Origin of the sequence: Candidatus Hepatoplasma crinochetorum Av (assembly GCF_000582535.1) — a bacterium.
Lineage (GTDB): Bacteria > Bacillota_I > Bacilli_A > Mycoplasmatales > Hepatoplasmataceae > Hepatoplasma > Hepatoplasma crinochetorum.
Window position 1 is genome coordinate 234,430 of record NZ_CP006932.1, and the last position, 24,397, is coordinate 258,826.

16 protein-coding genes are annotated in these 24,397 nt (G+C 23.4%); 7 read left to right on the forward strand and 9 right to left on the reverse strand.

Features of this window, described 5'->3' with window-relative positions:
- The first annotated feature begins 19 nt into the window (after positions 1–19).
- The 6 genes from X271_RS01145 to X271_RS01160 all read left to right on the forward strand — a co-directional run bounded on the left by X271_RS01145 (position 20) and on the right by X271_RS01160 (position 11,261).
- On the forward strand, positions 20–436 hold the full coding sequence (locus X271_RS01145) for an amino acid kinase family protein (RefSeq protein WP_128571626.1): 417 nt from the start codon (positions 20–22) through the stop codon (positions 434–436).
- Positions 437–698: 262 nt separating this feature from the next.
- Positions 699–3,674 (forward strand): RCC1 domain-containing protein, encoded by a 2,976-nt coding sequence (locus X271_RS01150; protein WP_025208640.1) that lies wholly within the window; start codon positions 699–701, stop codon positions 3,672–3,674.
- A gap of 409 nt (positions 3,675–4,083) precedes the next feature.
- Complete coding sequence (locus tag X271_RS03350) at positions 4,084–4,218, forward strand: hypothetical protein (protein WP_268744804.1); 135 nt, start codon at positions 4,084–4,086, stop codon at positions 4,216–4,218.
- Between the two features lie 21 nt (positions 4,219–4,239).
- Complete coding sequence (locus X271_RS03355) at positions 4,240–4,371, forward strand: hypothetical protein (RefSeq protein WP_268744805.1); 132 nt, start codon at positions 4,240–4,242, stop codon at positions 4,369–4,371.
- 56 nt (positions 4,372–4,427) lie between these two features.
- Positions 4,428–7,397 carry an RCC1 domain-containing protein gene (locus X271_RS01155; protein ID WP_025208641.1) on the forward strand — a complete coding sequence of 990 codons (2,970 nt, stop codon included), beginning with the start codon at positions 4,428–4,430 and terminating at the stop codon, positions 7,395–7,397.
- A gap of 891 nt (positions 7,398–8,288) precedes the next feature.
- Positions 8,289–11,261 carry an RCC1 domain-containing protein gene (locus X271_RS01160; RefSeq protein ID WP_025208643.1) on the forward strand — a complete coding sequence of 991 codons (2,973 nt, stop codon included), beginning with the start codon at positions 8,289–8,291 and terminating at the stop codon, positions 11,259–11,261.
- Positions 11,262–11,454: 193 nt separating this feature from the next.
- Here X271_RS01160 and X271_RS01165 read toward each other — a convergent pair whose 3' ends face one another.
- From X271_RS01165 to X271_RS01175, 3 genes are read right to left on the reverse strand one after another with little or no spacing between them, the layout of a single operon-like run.
- On the reverse strand, positions 11,455–12,849 hold the full coding sequence (locus X271_RS01165; protein WP_025208644.1) for an RCC1 domain-containing protein: 1,395 nt from the start codon (positions 12,847–12,849) through the stop codon (positions 11,455–11,457).
- A 6-nt stretch (positions 12,850–12,855) separates the two neighbouring features.
- On the reverse strand, positions 12,856–13,143 hold the full coding sequence (locus X271_RS01170; RefSeq protein WP_025208645.1) for a hypothetical protein: 288 nt from the start codon (positions 13,141–13,143) through the stop codon (positions 12,856–12,858).
- A gap of 24 nt (positions 13,144–13,167) precedes the next feature.
- Entirely contained in the window at positions 13,168–13,929 is a 762-nt protein-coding gene (locus X271_RS01175) for an SDR family NAD(P)-dependent oxidoreductase (protein ID WP_025208646.1), read from the reverse strand.
- Positions 13,930–14,378: 449 nt separating this feature from the next.
- Here X271_RS01175 and X271_RS01185 point away from each other — a divergent pair, with 449 nt between their 5' ends.
- Positions 14,379–14,753 carry an ASCH domain-containing protein gene (locus X271_RS01185; protein WP_025208648.1) on the forward strand — a complete coding sequence of 125 codons (375 nt, stop codon included), beginning with the start codon at positions 14,379–14,381 and terminating at the stop codon, positions 14,751–14,753.
- A gap of 204 nt (positions 14,754–14,957) precedes the next feature.
- On the opposite strand, the gene X271_RS01190 is transcribed toward X271_RS01185, so the two are convergent.
- From X271_RS01190 to X271_RS01215, 6 genes are all read right to left on the reverse strand, one after another.
- A complete protein-coding gene (locus tag X271_RS01190; RefSeq protein ID WP_025208649.1) occupies positions 14,958–15,719 on the reverse strand; it encodes an SDR family NAD(P)-dependent oxidoreductase in 762 nt (253 codons plus the stop codon).
- A 193-nt stretch (positions 15,720–15,912) separates the two neighbouring features.
- On the reverse strand, positions 15,913–16,677 hold the full coding sequence (locus X271_RS01195; protein WP_025208650.1) for an SDR family NAD(P)-dependent oxidoreductase: 765 nt from the start codon (positions 16,675–16,677) through the stop codon (positions 15,913–15,915).
- Between the two features lie 91 nt (positions 16,678–16,768).
- Positions 16,769–17,533 (reverse strand): SDR family NAD(P)-dependent oxidoreductase, encoded by a 765-nt coding sequence (locus X271_RS01200; RefSeq protein ID WP_025208651.1) that lies wholly within the window; start codon positions 17,531–17,533, stop codon positions 16,769–16,771.
- Positions 17,534–17,585: 52 nt separating this feature from the next.
- On the reverse strand, positions 17,586–17,729 hold the full coding sequence (locus X271_RS03280) for a hypothetical protein (protein ID WP_158380601.1): 144 nt from the start codon (positions 17,727–17,729) through the stop codon (positions 17,586–17,588).
- A gap of 377 nt (positions 17,730–18,106) precedes the next feature.
- Positions 18,107–19,777, reverse strand: a complete 1,671-nt coding sequence (locus tag X271_RS01205) for a hypothetical protein (RefSeq protein ID WP_025208652.1) — start codon at positions 19,775–19,777, stop codon at positions 18,107–18,109.
- Between the two features lie 426 nt (positions 19,778–20,203).
- Positions 20,204–23,773, reverse strand: a complete 3,570-nt coding sequence (locus X271_RS01215) for a hypothetical protein (protein WP_025208654.1) — start codon at positions 23,771–23,773, stop codon at positions 20,204–20,206.
- Positions 23,774–24,397: the final 624 nt, after the last annotated feature.

A 24,397-nucleotide genomic window follows, 5' to 3' on the forward strand; every position in this document is an offset into this window, starting at 1 on the left:
CATTTTCAATTTGTCCATATTGATTTTTCTTCCACAAGCAATAGTTGATCATAATGATCTAGCTTTTAAAAATCCAACAAAACCAATTGGAGGATTTTATTCAGAGCAAGAGGCAAAAAAAATAACAAAAGAGACTGGATGAAAATTTATAGAAGATGCTGGAAGAGGCTATCGAAGAGTTGTTCCTTCTCCTAAACCAATTACATTAATGGAAAAAGATTTAATTAATAAAGGATTAGATGCTGGTTTTATTTTAATTGCTGGAGGTGGAGGTGCTATTGCAACTTATAAAGAAAATGATAAATATAATATGATTGATGCAGTAATAGATAAAGATTATACTGCAGAAATAATGGCTGAAATGATTGATGCTGATTTATTTATAATAGTAACTGCAGTAGATGGAATTTATTTAGATTACAATACACCAAACTAAAGAATTCTTTCTAATTCAAAAATAAAGGATTTAAAAAAACTTCTTGATCAAAAAATATTTCCTTTTGGTTCTATGGGTCCTAAAGTCGAAACAGTTATTAAATTTACTAATTCAAAATTAAATAGAAAATAAATTATTATTTCGCTTGATAAATTAAAAGAATCTTTAGAAGGAAATAAATACAGAATTCATATTGAAAATAATTATTAAATTAATTAATATATGATTTTTATGTATAATTTTTTATAAGAGGTCTTTTATAATGAAAAAAAATTTTATATTTTCGATATTATTATTTTTAATTACATCTTTTTCTTTTAAATCATTTGATTTAATTTTTGATAATAAAAATATAATTGAATCTTTAGATCAAAATGTAAAAGTTTTAGATTATGAAATGGCTGATTCTACTGCTGGTGTTATTGTTGATACAGATAGTGATTATTTGGGAGATACACTTTATATGTGAGGATTAAATAGTCGTGGTCAAATTGGTGATGGAACAACTACACTTGCCACTGATCCAAAAATGATAACTCCAACTGACCAAACAGATTGAGGTGGTAATTTAATTCAATTTGAATCATCACTTTATAATTCAGGTGTAACGGTAGATACTGATTATGATGGCTATGCAGATACAATTTATATTTGAGGAGATAATCAATATCATCAAATATTCAATGATGAAAGTGAAAGTAAAACTATTTTATTTCCTACTCTTGTTTTACCTTCTAGTGGATCTTGAAATGGAAATATTATTGATTTTTTTCTTGGAGACTCATATGTTGGTATTTTATTAGATACTGATTATGATGGATTTGGTGATGATTTATATACTTGAGGTAATAATAATAATGGGGAACTTGGAAATGGAACAACTCAAACAGCTTCTGAACCTGTAGAAATATTTCCATCTGGACAAACTTCTTGAAATGGTAATATAACTGATATTTATGGATATAATTCTACTTTTCTTTTATTAGATACTGACTATGATGGATATGCAGATACTGGATATTCTTGAGGTAATAATAGTAATTATAAATTAGGTATTAATAGTACATCATCAAGTGTTACTACTCCAACAGAAATCGTTTCAAATGGGGGAACTTGAAATGGTAATATCCTTGATGTTTCTTCAAATTCTGATAATTCTATGCTTTTACTTGATACAAATTTTGATGGATATGGAGATGAAGTTTATTTATCAGGGACTAATTATGAATTTCAACTTGGAATTGGTGGCAATGAAAATTATGTAAAGCACTCTATTTTTTATCCTGCTAGTCATACTTGAGGTAATGGTTATATTATTGATGTTTCAATGGGCAAAAATTATTCAGTAATTATTGTAGATACTGATTTAGATGGATATGCAGATGCTTTTTATGGTGATGGTTATAATAGTCATGGACAACTTGGAACATCTAATTATGCAGGTAGTCGTAAAGGACCAAGAAAACTTACAAAAACCTTTGATAGAAATGATTTTTCTAGTTATTATAAATATAATTTTATGCAAATTGAAACAGGAACTAATTCTACAGGAATTTTAGTTGATACTGATCTTGATGGATATGGCGATACATTATATATGTCAGGAGCAAATGTAAATTCTGATTTCGGTAATAGTATTATTTCTTCTGGAGATTATAAAACTCCTATTGCTACAAATTCAACTTATGATTTTTTAATTCAGGATTTGTATTTTGATTTTGATGGAGTTTTGTTATCAATAGATTTAAAATTAAATGATTATCAAAATATTTTTAATGAAGAAACATTACCCACTAATGTTTTATTAATTGATGATAATAATATCAGTCACCAAACAATTTTTGAAGAAGATTTATCAAATATTACAGATGATCAATATCATTATAAAGTTGAAGATATTGAAGGTGTTCAAACTTATATATTTAAAAATATATCAATAAATGATAATATTTTTAATTTAAATGATGAGCAATTTTCTACTGATTATTTAATATCAGATTATCAAATTTCTAATATTTCAGAACAGTCAGCGACAATTAATTTAAATTTTGAAAATAATAGTGAAGAATTTGATTTATTAAATTACACTTCTTCTGAACGAAAAATTAAAGTAAATTATACTGATTTGGATCAAAATATCTCTAATTCCCAAGAATTTGTAATTGATGATTCCTATGAAATTACACTAATAAATTTAAATGCTGAATCAAATTATCAAATAGATTCAATTCAATATTTTTATCAAGATGAAAATTATAAACATACTATAGATCAAGAAAAAACACAATTTCAAACATCTTCTGCTATACCTTTAATAGAATCTGATAGTATAAAATCTATCGATAATTCAATTACAACAAATTCTTTTCAATATACAATTTTAATTGATAATTTAAAATTAAATCAAACAAAAGATAATTTTACACAATATGATATAAATAATGGTATTTGATTAATCGATGAAAATAATGAAAATTATAATTCAACTTATATTAATGCAAAAATAATTAATTCTGGTTCAATAAATGGAACAGGAAAATATCAATTAACATTTAAGCAAGATCAATTAATTGAAAATACAACATATAATTTTATTGGTATAAGTTTTGATGAGCCTTCAAGTTCTAGTGATCCTAATATAGTATTTTTTTCTAATGTTTTTTCAATAACAACAGCTTCTGCAAATAAAGAAATTATTCCTTCTACTTTTTCAATAATTGAGGATTCAATTACAAAAACTTCATTTCAATATACAATTGAAATAGATAATTTGTTTTTGATAGAGGATTCTTTATTAATTAAAAATAATCTTGAAGCAGAAATAAATTTTAGTAATTTTAATCTTGATGAAGGAATTTATTTAATAGATGATAATGGAAATATATATAATTCTTTTTATGTAAATGATAGTTCACTTTATCTTGGAGAAGGAAAAGATGAAGGAACTTCAAATTATCAATTTACATTTGAACAAAATAATCTTGAAGCAGGCAGAACATATAATTTTGTTGGAATAGGATTTACTGATTTAGAAGAAGACTTTATTAATTTTGACTCTTCAATAGCAATTAACACTGTTCCTAATAATACACAAATGATAGTAATTATTATTATTATCATTATTTTAATCATTATTTTGCTACTTATTTTTATCTTATTATTTGTTGATTTAAAAATGAAAAAAAATACAAAAAAAATGAATAATAAACTTAATAATCCTAATGGTTTGGAAGATTAAGATTTATTTTTAATTTCTTTGTTTTATAAAATTAATTATTAAATATATTTATTTTAGTCGTAATTTTTTTATAGCTACTAAAAAAAACAACAAGAAGAATTAAAAAAAGTAATTCTAATTGTTAATTTAATTTAAAAAAGAAAATTAAGAAAATATTTAATGCTTTAATTTCACAATCATAGCCAATCTTAATGATTCTGTTTTTAAAAATTCAGCAAAACAAATTGGAGGATATTTTATTCAAAAGAAGAATCAGAAAAATTAGCAAAATCTAATGGATGAAAATTTATAGAATATTTTGTAAGAATTTATTGAAAAATTGTTTCTTTTCTTAAATCGATTACATTAATGGTAAAAATATTTAATTAAAAAAATTTAGATAATTGATAAAGATTATACTGCTGAAAAAATGTCTGAAATGATTGATATTGATTTATTTGTAATAGTAACTGCAGTAGATGGAATTTATTTAGATTACAATACACCAAACCAAAGAATTCTTTTTAATCCAAAAATAAAAGATTTAAAAAAACTTCTTAATTAAATAATATTTCCTTCTGGTTCTATGGGTCCTAAATTGGAAACAAATATTAAATTTACCAATTCCAAATTAAATAGAAAATCAATTATTACTTCGCTTGATAAATTAAAAGAATCTTTAGAAGGAAATAAATACGTAACTCATATCGAAAAATAATTACTAAATTAATAAGTATATGATTTTTATGTATAATTCTTTATAAGAGGTCTTTTTTGAAAAAAAATTTTATTTTTTCCATATTGTTGTTTTTAATTACATCTTTTTCTTTTAAATCATTTGACTTAGTTTTTGATAATAAAAATATAGTTGAATCTTTAGATCAAAATGTAAAAGTTTTAGATTATGAAATGGCTAATTCTACTGCTGGTGTTATTGTTGATACAGATAGTGATTATTTGGGAGATACACTTTATATGTGAGGATTAAATAATTATGGCCAAATTGGTGATGGAACAACTACACTTGCAACTGATCCAAAAATGGTAATTCCAACTGACCAAACAGATTGAGGTGGCAATTTAATTCAATTTGAATCATCTGCTTATAATTCAGGTGTAACAGTAGATACTGATTATGATGGTTATGCAGATACAATTTATATTTGAGGAGATAATAGATATCATCAAATATTTAACAACGATGAAAGTGGTTCTATCTTATTTCCTACTCTTGTTTTACCTTCTAGTGGATCTTGAAATGGAAATATTATTGATTTTTTTCTTGGAGATGCATATGCTGGTATTTTATTAGATACTGATTATGATGGATTTGGTGATGATTTATATACTTGAGGTAATAATAATAATGGGGAACTTGGAAATGGAACAACTCAAACAGCTTCTGAACCTTTAGAAATATTTCCATCTGGACAAACTTCTTGAAATGGTAATATAACTGATATTTATGGATATAATTCTACTTTTCTTTTATTAGATACTGATTATGATGGATATGCAGATACTGGATATTCTTGAGGTAATAATAATAATTATAAATTAGGTGTCAATAGTACATCATCAAAAGTTACTACTCCAACAGAAATCGTTTCAAATGGAGGAACTTGAAGTGGTAATATTCTTGATGTTTCTTCAAATAGTAATAATTCTATGCTTTTACTTGATACAAATTTTGATGGATATGGAGATGAAGTTTATTTATCAGGGACTAATTATGAATTTCAACTTGGAATTGGTGGCAGTAATAATGTAAAGCACTCTATTTTTTATCCTGCTAGTCATACTTGAGGTAATGGTTATATTATTGATGTTTCAATGGGTGTAAATTATTCAGTAATTATTGTAGATACTGATTTAGATGGATATGCAGATGCTTTTTATGGTGATGGTTATAATAGTCATGGACAACTTGGAACATCTAGTTATGCAGGTAGTCGTAAAGGACCAAGAAAACTTACAAAAACCTTTGATAGAAATGATTTTTCTAGTTATTATAAATATAATTTTATGCAAATTGAAACAGGATCTAATTCTACAGGAATTTTAGTTGATACTGATCTTGATGGATATGGTGATACATTATATATGTCAGGAGCAAATGTAAATTCTGATTTCGGTAATAGTATTATTTCTTCTGGAGATTATAAAACTCCTATTGCTACAAATTCAACTTATGATTTTTTAATTCAGGATTTGTATTTTGATTTTGATGGAGTTTTGTTATCAATAGATTTAAAATTAAATGATTATCAAAATATTTTTAATGAAGAAGCATTACCCACTAATGTTTTACTAATAGATAATAATAATATCAGTCATCAAACAATTTTTGAAGAAGATTTATCAAATATTACAGATGATCAATATCATTATAAAGTTGAAGATATTGAAGGTGTTCAAACTTATATATTTAAAAATATATCGATAAATGATAATATTTTTAATTTAAATGATGAGCAATTTTCTACTGATTATTTAATATCAGATTACCAAATTTCTAATATTTCAGAACAATCAGCGACAATTAATTTAAATTTTGAGAATAATAGTGAAGAATTTGATTTATTAAATTACACTTCTTCTGAACGAAAAATTAAAGTAAATTATACTGATTTGGATCAAAATATCTCTAATTCACAAGAATTTGTAATTGATGATTCCTATGAAATTACACTAACAAATTTAAATGCTGAATCAAATTATCAAATAGATTCAATTCAATATTTTTATCAAGATGAAAATTATAAACATACTATAGATCAAGAAGAAAAACAATTTCAAACATCTTCTGCTATACCTTTAATAGAATCTGATAGTATAAAATCTATCGATAATTCAATTACAACAAATTCTTTTCAATATACAATTTTAATTGATAATTTAAAATTAAATCAAGCAAAAGATAATTTTACACAATATGATATAAATAATGGTATTTGATTAATCGATGAAAATAGTGAAAATTATAATTCCACTTATATTAATGCAAAAATAATTAATTCAGGTTCAATAAATGGAACAGGAAAATATCAATTAACATTTAAGCAAGATCAATTAATTGAAAATACAACATATAATTTTATTGGTATAAGTTTTGATGAACCTTCAAGTTCTAGTGATCCTAATATAGTATTTTTTTCTAATGTTTTTTCAGTAACAACAGTTTCTGCTAATAAAGAAATTATTCCTTCTACTTTTTCAATAATTGAAGATTCAATTACAAAAACTTCATTTCAATATACAATTGAAATAGATAATCTGTTTTTGATAGAAGATTCTTTATTAATTAAAAATAATCTTGAAGCAGAAGTAAATTTTAGTAATTTTAATCTTGATGAAGGAATTTATTTAATAGATGATAATGGAAATATATATAATTCTTTTTATGTAAATGATAGTTCGCTTTATCTTGGAGAAGGAAAAGATGAAGGAACTTCAAATTATCAATTTACATTTGAACAAAATAATCTTGAAGCAGGTAGAACATATAATTTTGTCGGAATTGGCTTTACCGATTTAGAAGAAGATTTTATTAATTTTGACTCTTCAATAACAATTAATACTGTTCCTAATAATACACAAATGATAGTAATTATTATCATTATCATTATTTTAATCATTATTTTGCTACTTATTTTTATCTTATTATTTGTTGATTTAAAAATGAAAAAAAATACAAAAAAAATGAATAATAAACTTAATAATCCTAATGGTTTGGAAGATTAAGATTTATTTTTAATTTATTTGTTTTAGTGGTATTTTTTTTATAGCATATTAAAAAAAACAATAATTCTAATTTTTAATTAAATCGAAAAATAATATCAAATTTTAATAGTACATCAGAATTGACTATAATTTAAAATTATTTATTTAGCATTTGATGAAGCTTTAAAAATTAATAAAAAAATGTCTAAATTAGATTTATTTTTTGCAGAAGCAATTTCGCATAAAATTATATAGAGATTAATTTAAAAAATGCAATTGATAATAAATTTTAAAAAAGAAAATTAAGAAAATATTTAATACTTTAATTTCACAATCATAGCCAATCTTAATGATTCTGTTTTTAAAAATTTAACAAAACAAATTGGAGGATATTTTATTCAAAAGAAAGATCAGAAAAATTAGCAAAATCTAATGGATGAAAATTTATAGAATATTTTGTAAGAATTTATTGAAAAATTGTTTCTTTTCTTAAATCAATTACGTTAATGTTAAAACTATTTAATTAAAAAAATTTAGATAATAGATAAAGATTATACTGCTGAAAAAATGTCTGAAAGGATGAAATCGATTTATTTGTAATAGTAACTGTAGTAGATGGAATTTATTTAGATTATAATATACCAAACCAAAGAATTCTTTCTAATCCAAAAATAAAGGATTTAAAAAAACTTCTTAATTAAAAAATATTTTCTTCTGGTTCTATAGGTCCTAAAGTGGAAACAGATATTAAATTTGTCAATTCAGAATTAAATAGAAAATCAATTATTACTTAGCTTCATAAATTAAAAAAATCTTTAGAAGGAAATAAATAAGGAACTCATATTTAAAAATAATTATTAAATTAATTAATATATGATTTTTATTTATAATTTTTTATGAAAGGTTTTCTTGATGAAAAAAAATTTTATATTTTCAATATTATTAATATTAATTACATCTTTTTCTTTTAAATCATTTGATTTAATTTTTGATAACAAAAATATAATTGAATCTTTAGATCAAAATTCAAAAGTTTTAGATTATGAAATGTCTGGTTCCACTGTTGGTGTTCTTGTTGATACAGATGATGATTATTTGGGAGATACGCTTTATATGTGAGGGTTAAATGATCGTGGCGAAATTGGTGATGGAACAACTACAAATGTTACTACTCCAAAAATTATAACTCCAACTGATCAAACAGATTGAGGTGGCAATTTAATTCAATTTGAATCATCTTTTTCTAATTCAGGTGTAACGGTAGATACTGATTATGATGGATATGCAGATACAGTTTATATTTGAGGAGATAATCAACATAATCAAATATTAAATGAGGAAATTGAAAGTAACACTGTTTTATTTCCTACTCTTGTTTTACCTTCTAGTGGATCTTGAAATGGAAATATTATTGATTTTTTTCTTGGAGATGAATATGTTGGTATTTTATTAGATACTGACTATGATGAATTTGGGGATGATTTATATACTTGAGGTATTAATAATAGCGGAAATCTTGGAGATGGAACAACTCAAACATCTTATGAACCTTTAGAAATATTTCCACCTGAACAAACTTCTTGGAATGGTAATATAACTGATATTTATGGAGCTAATTCTACTTTTCTTTTATTAGATACTGACTATGATGGATATGCAGATACTGGATATTCTTGAGGTAGTAATAATAATTATAAATTAGGTGTTAATAGTACATCATCAAGAGTTACTACTCCAACAGAAATGGTTTCAAATGAAGGAACTTGAAATGGTAATATTATTGATGTTTCTTCAAATGCTAATAATTCTATGCTTTTACTTGATACAAATTTTGATGGATATGGAGATGAAGTTTATTTATCAGGGACTAATGATCAATATCAACTTGGAATTGGTGGCAACAATGATACAAAGAACTCTGTTTTTTATCCTGCTAATCATACTTGAGGTGATGGTTATATTATTGATGTTTCAATGGGTGCAAATTGATCAGGAATTATTGTAGATACTGATTTAGATGGATATGCAGATGCTTTTTATGGTGATGGTTTTAATAGTAATGGACAACTTGGAACATCTGATTATGGAGGTAATCTTAATGGACCAAGAGTTCTTACAAAAACTTTTGATAGAAATGATTTTTCTAGTTATTATAAATATAATTTTATGCAAATTGAAACAGGAACTAGGTCTACAGGAATTTTAATTGATACTGATCTTGATGGATATGGTGATACATTATATATGACAGGATCAAATTATACTAATGATTTCGGTAACGATAATATTCCTTCTGGTGATTATAAAACTCCTATTGCTACAAATTCAACTTATGACTTTTTAATTCAGGATTTGTATTTTGATTTTGATGGAGTTTCATTATCAATAGATTTAAAATTAAATGATTATCAAAATATTTTTAATGAAGAAGCTTTACCTACTAATTTTTTATTAATTGATGATAATAATATAAATTACCAAACAATTTTTGAAGAAGATTTATCAAATATTACAGATGATCAATATCATTATAAAATTGAAGATATTGAAAGCTCCCAAACTTACATATTTAAAAATATATCGATAAATGATAATATTTTTAATTTAAATGATGAGCAATTTTCTACTGATTATTTAATATTAGGTTATCAAATTTCTAATATTTCAGAACAATCAGCGACAATTAATTTAAATTTTGAGAATAATAGTGAAGAATTTGATTTATTAAATTACACTTCTTCTGAACGAGAAATTAAAGTAAATTATACTGATTTAGATCAAAATATCTCTAATTCACAAGAATTTGTAGTTGATGATTCCTATGAAATTACACTAACAAATTTAAATGCTGAATCAAATTATCAAATAGATTCAATTCAATATTTTTATCAAGATGAAAATTATAAATATACTATAGATCAAGAAGAAACACAATTTCAAACATCTTCTGCTATACCTTTAATAGAATCTGATAGTATAAAATCTATCGATAATTCAATTACAACAAATTCTTTTCAATATACAATTTCAATTGATAATTTAAAATTAAATCAATCAAAAGACAATTTTACACAATATGATATAAATAATGGTATTTGATTAATCGATGAAAATAATGAAAATTATAATTCAACTTATATTGATGCGAGAATAATTAATTCAGGTTCAATAAATGGAACAGGAAAATATCAATTAACATTTAAGCAAGATCAATTAATTGAAAATACAACATATAATTTTATTGGTATAAATTTTGATGAGCCTTCAAGTTCTAGTGATCCTAATATAGTATTTTTTTCTAATGTTTTTTCAATAACAACAGTTTCTGCTAATAAAGAAATTATTCCTTCTACTTTTTCAATAATTGAAGATTCAATTATTGAAACTTCATTTCAATATACAATTGAAATAGATAATTTGTTTTTGATAGATAATTCTTCATTAATTAAAAATAATCTTGAAGCAGAAATAAATTTTAGTAATTTTAATCTTGATGAAGGAATTTATTTAATAGATGATAATGGAAATATATATAATTCTTTTTATGTAAATGATAGTTCACTTTATCTTGGAGAAGGAAAAGATGAAGGTACTTCAAATTATCAATTTATATTTGAACAAAATAATCTTGAAGCAGGCACAACATATAATTTTGTCGGAATAGGATTTACCGATTTAGAAGAAGATTTTATTAATTTTGACTCTTCAATAACAATTAACACTATTCCTAATAATACACAAATGATAATAATTATTATCATTATCATTATCTTGATTATTATTTTGCTACTTATTTTTATCTTATTATTTGTTGATTTAAAAATGAAAAAAAATACAAAAAAAATGAATAATAAAATTAATAATCCTAATAGTTTTGAAGATTAAGATTTATTTTTAATTTAAAAATTAATAGAGCGCAAAACTAAAATAATAGTAAATATCAGTAGTTAATATATTTAAATTAACTACTGATATTTTTTTAAGATTTTTTAACAAAGTAAATAAATTTTCTTATTAAATATTTATATTTTTTGCTAAAAATTTTATTTCTTTAGTTATCTAAATTCTTGTTAGATATTTAATAATATGTTGAAAATATTATTTTTGGTGTTGTAATATGATTGTAAATTTCTCCAATTCCTAATTGTCCATTTGCATTAGATCCTCACATATAAATAGTGTCTCCTAATCCATTATTATTTTGATCTAAGAGTAACATTGTATCATTACTTCCAATTGTTGCTTTTAAAATATTTCCATTTCAAGAATCTTGTTCTTGTGGTGTTATTTTAACTGGATTTAAAATATTACCTTCATTATATGTTCCATTACCAATTTGACCATGATCATTTGCTCCAGATAAATAAATTTCATCACCATATCCATCATTATTGGAATCAATTGTTATAATGCTATTTTTACCATTTATTTCTAAATTAATAATATTTTTTTCCATTGTTATTTTATTATCACTAGGATAATCAATTCTTTCTTCTTCGTTTCCAGTTCCTAATTCTCCGTAATTATTTTCCCCTCATAAATAAATTTCATCACCATATCCATCATTATTGGAATCATTAATTACTCCATTATTTTTATCATTAAAAGAAATATTTATTAAATTTCCTCAATACTCTTTTTGATATACATTATAATTATTTGGAAAAATTTCTGTTGGATAAATAACACTAGAATGACCATAAATAGAAAAAATACTCATTCCTCACATGTATAATTGATCTTTTCCTGTATATTTATTATTAATAATAATTCCTGAAGTATCAGATCCTAAATCAAATTTTTCAATATTTCCATTTCATTTTTGATTTTCTGGTGTAATTATAATTGGATATAATATATTTTTTGTTCCGCTTTCGCCATTTCCAATTTGACCAAAAATATTGTATCCTCACATATATAATGTATCAGCTAATCCATCATAATTATTATCAATTATTACACCAGAATAATTTTCTCCTAATTGTAGATCAATAATATTTCCATTTCAATTATCTTGTCCTTGTGGTGTTATTTTTGTAATTGGAGTATTTAGAGTACCAGATTCTCCATTTCCAATCTGTCCATATTGATTATTTCCTCACATATATAATGTATCAGCATAACCATCATAATCAGTATCAATAGTAACTGCACTTGTTCCTGTGTTTATTTCTAGATCAATAATATTTCCATTTCAATCATTATTTATTAATTTTGGTTTATAAATAATCGTATTTTGTTCTTGATTTGGAATTTGTCCAAGAAGATTACTTCCTCACATATATAAAGAATCTCCAAATCCATCTAAATCATTATCAATAACCATTCCTGAAGTATATTGATTTGTTGTGATATCAATAATTATTCCTTTTTCTGTTTTAACTTTTTTGTCTTGTAAATTTATTTTTATTTGATTATTAAGAGAAAAAACTCCTAATAAAGGAATTAAAAATAATATATAATGTTTTTTCATTTATTTTTAATTACTTATTTTTTCCTTGTTTTGATTATTTTTTTGATCGATGAATAATATTCTTTTGATTATAATATCTATAATAAAAGCAGCTCCAGCATATATAAAAGGCATCAAAAATATTTCTATTCAATATCAAGCTGTATTTATTAGATTAAATCCTGCAGCATTATTTATATCATTTGCATCGGCAACATTCATTGAACCAACAATTATAGATGCTAAGCATCCAGCAATTGCTGCTAGAATAAAAAAAAGATCAATTATTTTTTTTATTTGATATTCATTCTTCATTTTAACCTTCTATTATTTTATTTTTTAAAAAATATCATATCATTTATTTTTTAGTTTAAATTTGTTTGTAAAAGGATTTACAATTCCAATAGTTTTATCACTTAGATAAAGTTCATAAGTATAATAAGCTAATTCTTCTGCTTTTTTTCTTCCTTTTTTTGCTTTTCTTTCTGTTTCTTTTCTTTCCGCTTCTTCAATATTTGATTTTTTAAAAGCTCTATCTAAAAATTCTGATTCAGTACCAGCAGGTGCCAGAATTTTTATTTTAAGTTTTGCATCTTTTCTTTTTAATAATTTTGCAATTCCTTCTGTAAAAGTTGAAACATAAAATTTTGTAGCAGAATATGGTATTCCTGATGATCATATAAAATAACCAACAGCAGAAGACACATTTATAATTTGTGTTTCTTTATTAATATTATCTTTTATAAATAAAAGAGTAAGATCTGTGAGTGTTTTTATATTTAGATCAATCATTTTATTTATTTTTGTAAGATCGGCTTTTCAAGGTTCATTTATATCGCCAAATCCAGCATTATTTATTAAAACTTCTAATTCATAATTTTTGATTTTATCATAAAATTTGTAAACATTTTCTGTAATACTAAGATCATAAATATAAACTAATACCTTTATTTTATATAATTCTTCTAATTCTTTTTTTAAATTATCAAGTAATTCTTTTCTTCTTGCTACAATAATTATATTGTGTCCTTTTGAAGCAAAGTAAGTAGCAATAGCTTTTCCTATTCCTGAACTTGCTCCAGTAATTACGGTATATTTCATTTTAATCTCTCTTTCTAAAATAATTATATTATTTAATTTAATAAAATTAGATTATCATATCAAAATTGTATATTTTAATCGATTATTATTTCAAGAAACAGCAATCATAGATTCAACTTTATTTAATTAATTTGTAATCATTTGATTTTTTTATTTATGGAATAATTTTTAATGAAAAAAATTATTAATTTTAATAAATGAAAATCTTTTATAGGAAATACTTCTATTTTTAATGAAGAGGAATTAAAATATCAACATTATAAAAATAACAGAAAAATTATAATTAAATTTTTACATATTTTTTTGTGGTGAATGGAAAAATATAAATTATCAAAATTTACAAAATTATAAATTACTACAAGAATTAGAATATCATTTTACTTATTCTTTACAAAGTAAAAAGATAATTATAAATATAATGCGAAAGAAATTAGGTTTATTTAGTTTTAATGAAAATTTTAATGTCAATTCATCAGCAACATCTTGAAAATATAAAAAATAATATAAAGAAATATGAATTTAGAAAAGTAGAAGCAAAAAAATTAAATGAAAAAGAAATTCTTTTATATGTTACTTTTCCAATATCTAAAATTGTTGGTTTAATTAAAATAAAAAATATTTATATAGATACTCCTGAAAATATTTGAAAATTAACAAAAAAATATGCAGGAATTAATAAAGAATTTTATTATAACTACTATAAAAATAAAGCAAAAGCAATTGCATATGAAATAGAAGAATTTATAGAATTTAAAAAACCTAAAGAATTATCGGAATATAAATTAAAATTCCCTCCACAATTATTTGTTTATATAGATGATTAAAATTTTACATTTAGATCATAACCAGAAATTTATAAATTTTTAAAAATTTATCCTGATTAAGCAGTTATTTATCTAAATCAATAATCCCTAAATTTTTTTATTATGATGAATTAAAAGAACAAAAATTTATAAATTTTTTCAATGAATATAATTATCAAAAATTCAGAAAAAAAATTAAAGAATCAAAAAAATTAATTTCTATTATTAAAGATCATCAAAGTATTGATCTTCTAAATATAATATATTTTTTGTTGCATCTACAATACCAATATTTTTATCGCTTTTATATAACTCATAAATATATTTAGCTACTAGTTTTGGTTCTTTTTGATAATCTTTTCGTTTAATTTCACTTTCTTTTAATAATTTGGGATCAACTTTAGATTTTATAATTGATCTTTCGACAAATTCTGTTTTAGTAGATGAAGGAGCTAATACTTTCATTTTAAGTTTTGCTTTTTGATTTTTTAAAAGTTTTGCTGTTCCTTCACTAAACACAGAAACATAAAATTTACTAGCTGAATAAATAACTCCTCCTTTTCAAATTTTATAACCAGCAGTAGATGATATATTGATAATTTGTGAATCTTTATTTATATTATCTTTTATAAATAAAATTGATAGATAAGTAAGTGAAGTAATATTTAAATCTATCATCATTTTAATTTTATGAAGATCTGAATCTCAAGGATCATTGCGATCACCAAATCCGGCATTATTAATTAATATCTCCAATTGATGATCTTTTATTTTTTGATAAAATTTTAAAACATTATTAATATTAGTAAGATCATAAATATAAATTAACACTTTTACTTTATATTTATTTTCAATTTCTTTTTTTAAATTATTTAATAGTTCTTTTCTTCTTGCTACAATAATTATATTGTGTCCTTTTGAAGCAAAATAGATTGCAGTTTCTTTTCCTATTCCTGAACTTGCTCCTGTAATTACGGTATATTTCATTTCTAATCTCTCGTTTTAAGTTATTATATTATCTTAATATAAAAAAGAAACATTTGTTTCTCTTTTATTATTATTTTTTATTTATTGATTTATCTTTATTTTTACAATTACAATCTTTTTTATCTTGATATTTCACTTTATAATTACCTTTCTATTGAGTTTTTTATCTTATAAAATATTATATTAAATTTAATTAATCAATTCAAAAAATATCATAATATCCATCCGACAGTTCTAATTTATTATTTTTAATTATTCCAACGATTTTATCACTTTTATATAATTTATAGGTTTCATCTGCAAGATTTTCAGAAGTTAAAATTGCTTTACTTTTTCAATTTTTATATTTTTCAATTTGTTCTTTTTTAAGTTTTGTTTTTAATAAGGCTTGATTACTAAATTCACTTTTAGTAACTCCTGGAGCTAGAACTTTTACTTTTATTTTTTTATTTAATTTTCTTAATTGTTTTGCTACACTTTCTGTTCAAGCAGAAACAAATACTTTTGATGCTGAGTAATTTATAGATCATGCAAAAATATTATAACCAGCCCCTGAAGACACATTTATTAATTGAACATCATTATCTAAATTATCTCTTATAAACATAATTGAAAGTGTAGTAAGAGTTTTAATATTTAAATCAAGCATTTTTTTGATTTTATCAAGATCTGAATCTCATGCTAAATTTAAATCACCAAATCCGGCATTATTTATAAATAATTCAATATCATATTTTTTTACATCATTATAAAATTTTTCTACTTCTTGTTCTTTTGATAGATCAACTGTAAAGACAACAACATCTATTTTATATCTATTTTCTAATTCTTTTTTAATTTCATTCAATAAATTTGTTCTTCTTGCTGCAATTATAAGATTATGTCTTTTGCTCGCAAATTTTTCAGCAAGTCCTTTTCCTATTCCTGAACTCGCTCCTGTAATTAATGTATATTTCATTCTAATCTCTCTTTCTTAATGTAATTATAATATTTAAATTTAAAAGAGAAAGATTTAAATCCTTCTCTTTTAAATTAATTATTTTGTTTACTTAAACTCAAAAAATATTATAACTTCCATCTGAAAGTTCTAATTTATTATCATTATTTATAATTCCTAATATCTTATCACTTTCATATAATTTATAAGCCTTATTTGCAAGTTCTTCTGCTGTTATTGATATTTTTTGTGCTCAATCCTTAAATTCTTCGATTTTTTCATCTTTAAGTTTTGTTTTTGCAAGAGCTCTATTACCAAATTCACTTTCTGTTGCTCCTGGAGCTAAAACTTTTACTTTTATTTTTTTGTTTAATTTTTTTAATTGTTTTGCTACACCTTCTGTTCAAGAAGCAACAAAGATTTTTGAAGCTGAATAACTTATTGCTCCTGAAAAAACACCATATCCTGCAACTGAAGATACATTTATTAATTGAACATCTTTATCTAAATTATCTCTTATAAACATAATTGAAAGTGTAGTAAGAGTTTTAATATTTAAATCAAGCATTTTTTTGATTTTATCAAGATCTGAATCTCAAGGTAAATTCATATCACCAAATCCAGCATTATTTATAAATAATTCAATATCATATTTTTTTACATCATTATAAAATTTTTCTACTTCTTGCTCTTTTGATAGATCAACTGTAAAGACAACAACATCTATTTTATATCTATTTTCTAAGTTTTTTTTAATTTCATTTAACAAATTTGTTCTTCTTGCTACAATTATAAGATTATGACCTTTGTTTGCAAATTTTTCAGCAAGAGATTTTCCTATTCCTGAACTTGCTCCTGTAATTAATGTATATTTCATTCTAATCTCTCTTTCTTGAAATAATTATAATTAAATTTAATAAAATTATTGTTTATGATATTATTATATCTTCTATTTTTGTAACTATATTTTTATCATCATAAATTTCAATTGTATATGTTCCAATAATTAAATCAGCAAAATTCAATCCAATATTATCACCTTCATTTAAATTAATTTGTTGTATCTCTCACATGATTAAGAATAGCAGTTTCTTTTCCGTTGAAAGCAGGAATATTTACATCAAATGTAATAGATTTTTATCCTTTGATATATCAATTTGCAATATCTATATTTTAAATAAATATGGATATATTTTTTTTATTATATTAATTTTGGATTTTATTAAATATTACAAATTGCTTTATTTTTTCTATTGATATATTTTTTAGTATTCTAGTAAATAATTAAAATAGATATTAAACGATCCTCATATCTAACATTGATTAATAAAATCACAAAATTTAAATAATTCTTATTATTTGTTTAGTCATAATTAATTACAATATTTAAAATATTAAATGCGAAATTTAAATTACTAAATAACCTTTAGATAACCTTTTAAAATAAAATTTATAATATAATTTTTTTAATTGATGTAATAATAATTTCTGCACTTAACGCAGCATCAATTATATTAATTGTTTTATCAACATTAAAAGAGAAATAGCAAGCCCCAATTCCAACAAAATCATATCTTGTAGTCCCATCATATACAATATCTTTTGCATACATTAATTGAGTATTACCAATATCTGCATAAGTACAATTAATCAATAAGAAATCTGCGTTACTATAATCATCCATATTTATTATTGTACCGCTTACTTGTGCATTTAAATCTATTGGTGCAGGAATTCCATTTACTCCTCACATTGTTGCTAAAAAATCACTCTCTCTTGCTTTTGTTACTGTACCGTTCAAAGTATCTGTGAAAGTTAATTCTCCAGAATAAGATACATTACTTCCGTGTTGTTTTTGTAATCAAGTATTAGTTACAATTAAATCACTTATTTCTCTGATAGGATAACCATATTGTGGTTTTACTGCTGTACCAGCACTTGTGTTAAAGTATCATTTAGAAATTATTAAATCATAATTAGTATAGTCTTCGTTTAACACAAATTTATCACCATAACCAAATGCCCCGTTTTCTAAAATTTTAGTAATAGTAATATTATCAATTGCTTTAATTCAATTTAAACCTTTAACTGAATTACTTACACTTTCTCTTGTTGTGTCAAAAGTATTATCACTTGTTCTTTTTATAGCAACATAACATTCATCTCCTTGTGGATCGTTAGGGTTAAATGAATTTAAACAACCAGTAGTTCATTCGTTTAAATTAAAATCTGATCCAACAATAAATAAGTTTTGATAACATTGAATATTGTTTTCTGGTATTAAATTTCCCTTTGTAATCATTAATATATGATTAAAATCTTCTCCATCATTAACTGGAATATCATTACTGTTTGGGGGAATTAAAGAACCATCATCAGGTGTCACAATATCAATTATTTCTTCATCTCCACCACCATCTTCAGATGAATCATAATCATTAATTATAAATGATGTATTATCAATCAATTCAGTATCACAATAAACTTCTATATTATAATATCCGGGAGGTAAATCAGTAAATGTTAATCCTGTATTTATTCCCTCGGATAAAGTAATTGGTTCTGTTCCACTTGCTGGATTTAATACAGCAATTGATGTTCCATTACAATCTGATAAATAAACATCAAAGGAAACTGTACCATTTCCATCTTCAGTAGTTGGATCAGTAGGAACAATATTATCAATTATTGCTGATGGGAATGGATCTATTGAACAATCTTTACAAGTAGATAAAGAATCAAGACTTGCTTTAATATCACCAATAGCATTATTTATAATATCACCTAAGTTATTTACTGCTGTATTTAAACCATCAATTTGATCTTGCAAACCATCAGTTAATCCAAGAAGTGTATTATCTCGAACAACTGTATCATTAGTACTTTCTCCATATAATTTTTCATCTGCTTGTGTAAAATCTCCAAAAGCTTCAGTAGATGTATTTCCCAAAACTGTATAAGTTACATGATCAGTATCAACCATATTATTATTAATTAAATCATCAATCGCTTCTTTATTAGTTTCATTTACTTCTTTTTGTGTTTTTTCACCTTCGGAATTATAATTTATTGTATTTATAGATAATATATCAATATTTCCTCCATTGCAGCCATCAATCATAATTACAATTAAATCAAGGCAATTAATTTATTGATTTGATTTATTTCTTTTTGTGTTGAATCGCCTTATAATATAGAATCCATTATACTAAAAGAAGGAGTATTTATTTTCCCATTAAGATAATTAATTTTCTTATTCATATTAATAATTCAGAACTAATTTCAGTAATATTTATTTTATTTTTCTTATTGACTTCTTTCTGCGTTTTATCATTTTTTAAAGTAGAATTAATTGTATTAATTAATAATGTAAAGTTTTTATTGACATATTTTCATTTACTTCTTATTGAAATTCTCATATTTCTATTGTTGGATTTATAGTTACTATATGTGCAAGATTAACATATCCTACTTGACTTTTATATTTGATTAAGTTTTATTTTCCTCTTTAAAACTTAATTTTATTTTATTAATCTATAAAAAATATTTATAATTTTATTCCTCATAATTTCATAGTAAAACTAAAATTTTTGGTATAACTTCCATCAGGATTAAATATAAAATAGCTTGAATCTGCTACAGAAGAAATATAATATCTTGTTATTCCATCTGCAATTATATTTTTAGCATAAATAAATAAACCACCTCAATAATTCTTTGATCTATCTGAAACAAATAATAATGAATAATCAGAAGTTATGAATTTAGTATTTGTTAATTCTTCAAAATTTTCTCAATTCATACCTCAAATCATATTAAAAGCAAGTTTAGTATAACCATTATCTGCTTTAATATTAAGAGTAGTTCCACTAATTGTACATCATGATTCAAAAGAAGCATAAGCGAGAACAATTTCATTGTTATCAATATCTCCTGTTTTTACTGCAATATATTGTATATGTTCATCACTATCACCAAGATTTGCAGTTGATTTAGCAATTATAAAATCATAATTATATAAATCTTCTTTTATTGATATACTATTTCCACTTTTAATACTTACTTCATTATCCAATAATTGTGTGATTGGTTGTTTAAGTCCCTTGATAAAATCTAAACCATCAATAACACCCCCAAGATTTCTTAATGTAAATGTATTATTTGATGTTACTTTTAATAATAAATTACTATCATCACTAGTAACATAAGTTAAATAAATATTATATTCTGGACCATTTAATTCTAAATTAGTTCCAATCATCAATGAATTTCCTATTCCTTTTCCATCACTTAATGTTGTATTAGTAAATAATAAATTATAGTCGTTTAAATTACCATTTGTTGTTCCGCCTTCTTTATCGGGTGTATCAAAATCTATTAAATCATCAAAACCATCATCTGTAATAATTGGTTCAGAAATTATAAATGATGTATCATCAATCAATTCAGTATCACAATAAACTTCTATATTATAATATCCGGGAGGTAAATTTGTAAACGTTAATCCTGTATTTATTCCCTCGGATAAAGTAATTGGTTCTGTTCCACTTGCTGGATTTAATACAGCAGTTGATGTTCCATTACAATCTGATAAATCAACATCAAAGGAAACTGTACCATTTCCATCTTCAGTAGTTGGATCAGTAGGAACAATATTATCAATTATTGCTGATGGGAATGGATCTATTGAACAATCTGTACAAGTAGATAAAGAATCAAGACTTGCTTTAATATCACCAATAGCATTATTTATAATATCACCTAAGTTATTTACTGCTGTATTTAAACCATCAATTTGATCTTGCAGACCATCAGTTAATCCAAGAAGTGTATTATCTCGAACAACTGTATCATTAGTACTTTCTCCATATAATTTTTCATCTGCTTGTGTAAAATCTCCAAAAGCTTCAGTAGATGTATTTCCCAAAACTGTATAAGTTACATGATCAGTATCAAGTACATCACTATTAATTAAATCATCAATTGCTTGCGTATTTGCATCAATTGCTTCTTTATTAGCTTCATTTACTTCTTGTTGTGTTGTTCCACCTTCAGCAGTTGCATCAACTGTAGCAACATCTGAAGTATTTGGATCACTTAAATTATCAAGCTGATCATTAATATCATCAATCGCTTCTTTATTAGCTTCATTTACTTCTTTTTGTGTAGATCCACCTTCAGTACTAGGACTATTAGTATTAATAACAGCGGTATCACCTTCTACTGGAACACCATTATTAATAAGATCATCTACTTCATCATTTAAATTATCAATCGCTTCTTTATTAGCTTCATTTACTTCTTTTTGTGTAGATCCACCTTCAGCAGCAGGATCTGCAGTGGGAACATCAGAAGTATCTCCATCAATTATATTATCTACTTCATTATTTAAATTATCAATCGCTATTTTATTATTTTTATTTACAATTTCTTGTGTTGCTCCACCTTCAGCAGCAGAATTTGAAGTGGGAACATCAGAAGTATCTCCATTACGAATATCATCAACTTCATCATTTAAATTATCAATTGCTTCTTTATTAGCTTCATTTACTTCTTTTTGTGTAGAACCACCTTCAGTAGTAGGATTATTAGTATCAATAGTAGAAGTATCACCTGGTGTAACTCCATTATCAATAATATTTTCTATTTCTGTATTTAAAGTATCAACTTCATCATTTAAATTATCAATCGCTTCTTTATTATTTTTATTTACAATTTCTTGTGTTGATCCACCTTCAGCACTAGAATCTTTAGTATCAATAGTAGAAGTATCATCTGATGGAACACCATTATTAATAAGATCATCTACTTCATCATTTAAAATATTTATTTCTTTATTTAAAGTATCAAATTCATCATTTAAATTATCAATCGCTTCTTTATTATTTTTATTTACAATTTCTTGTGTTGATCCACCTTCAGCACTAGAATCTTTAGTATCAATAGTAGAAGTATCATCTGATGGAACACCATTATTAATAAGATCATCTACTTCATCATTTAAAATATTTATTTCTTTATTTAAAGTATCAAATTCATCATTTAAATTATCAATCGCTTCTTTATTATTTTTATTTACAATTTCTTGTGTTGATCCACCTTCATTTGTGGAATCAGCAGTATTAATAGTTGAAGTTGTAATATCATCGCAATCGCAACCAGAAGAATCACAACCACATTCCATACAATCAATCTTTTCATTAATATCAGAAATTTCAGAATTAACTTTAATAATTTCAGAATCTAAAGTAATAATACTTTTTTTATTAGCTTCATTTACTTCTTTTTGATTTGGCCCACCTTCAAAAAAACTATCAACAGTAGATACATTTTCTGTATTGGTTTTTAAATCATTATCATCAATCTTAGAACTAATATCATTAATTAAAGTATTTATATTATCAATGTCTTTTTTATTAACTTGATTTATTTCTTTTTGATTTATTCCACCTTCTAAAGTAGTATCGACCGCTTTAATAGAATAAGTAGTATTAGCTTCTCCAAAAGATTCCATTTTATCATTAATATCAGAAATATCTGAATTTAGTGAATCAAAATTAACTTTATTTTTTACATTAATTTCTTGTTGTGTTGTTCCATTTTCTAAAGAAGAATTAGTTGCAATAATTTTTGAAGTATTTATATCAAAATCTAAATTATCAATTTTATCATCAATTATAATAATTGAATCATTTAAATCATCTATGTTTTGTTTATTTTTTTCATTTACTTGCTTTTGTGTTGTTCCACCTTCAGAAGTAGAATTAACTGTTTCGATAGAAGAAGTAATAGTTTGTATTAAAGTATTGCCATTAACAATATCATTAAATCCATCATTTAAATTATCAATATTTTGTTTATTTTTTTCATTTACTTGTTGTTGTGTTGTTCCACCTTCAGAAGTAGAATTAATAGTATTAATAGATGATGTAATAGTTTTTACTTTAGTACCACCACTTACAATAGAATTAATACTTTGTGTAATATTTTCATTTACTTCTTGTTGAAATCCTCCACCTTCGGTAACAGGATTTACTGTTTGTACATGTGCAGAATCAGTAATTGATGCTGTAACTTTTTTTTCCGCAAAATTACTTTTATTATATTTATTTTCCATAATTTAATTTACCCCATATATTATTTTATTTAAATTTAATAATTTTTTACAATAAAATAAAACATTTCTTCTTATTTTTAAATTAACTCTAAAATAGATAATTATTTATCATATCTTGATATATAAATAATCTATTATCTTAATTATAATTATATTAAAAAAATAAAACAATTTTTTTATTTTTTTAATATATACATATATAGAAATTAATATTCAATATTTTTATTTATTTTTTAATAAAATTACTGGTTCTGATATTATGATATCTTCTCTTTTTGTGATTAAATTTTTATCATCATAAATCTCAATTTTATATGGTCCAACCATTAGATTATCAAATACTAATTCAATATTATCCTCTTCATTTAAATCAATTGGTAATTTATTTCCTGCAGGATTAAAAACAGCAGTTCCTTTTCCTTTGAAAGCAGAAATATTTACATCAAATGTAATAGATTTTTATCCTTTGATATATCAATTTGCAATATCTATATTTTAAATAAATATGGATATATTTTTTATTATATTAATTTTGGATTTTATTAAATATTACAAATTGCTTTATTTTTTCTATTGATATATTTTTTAGTATTCTAGTAAATAATTAAAATAGATATTAAATGA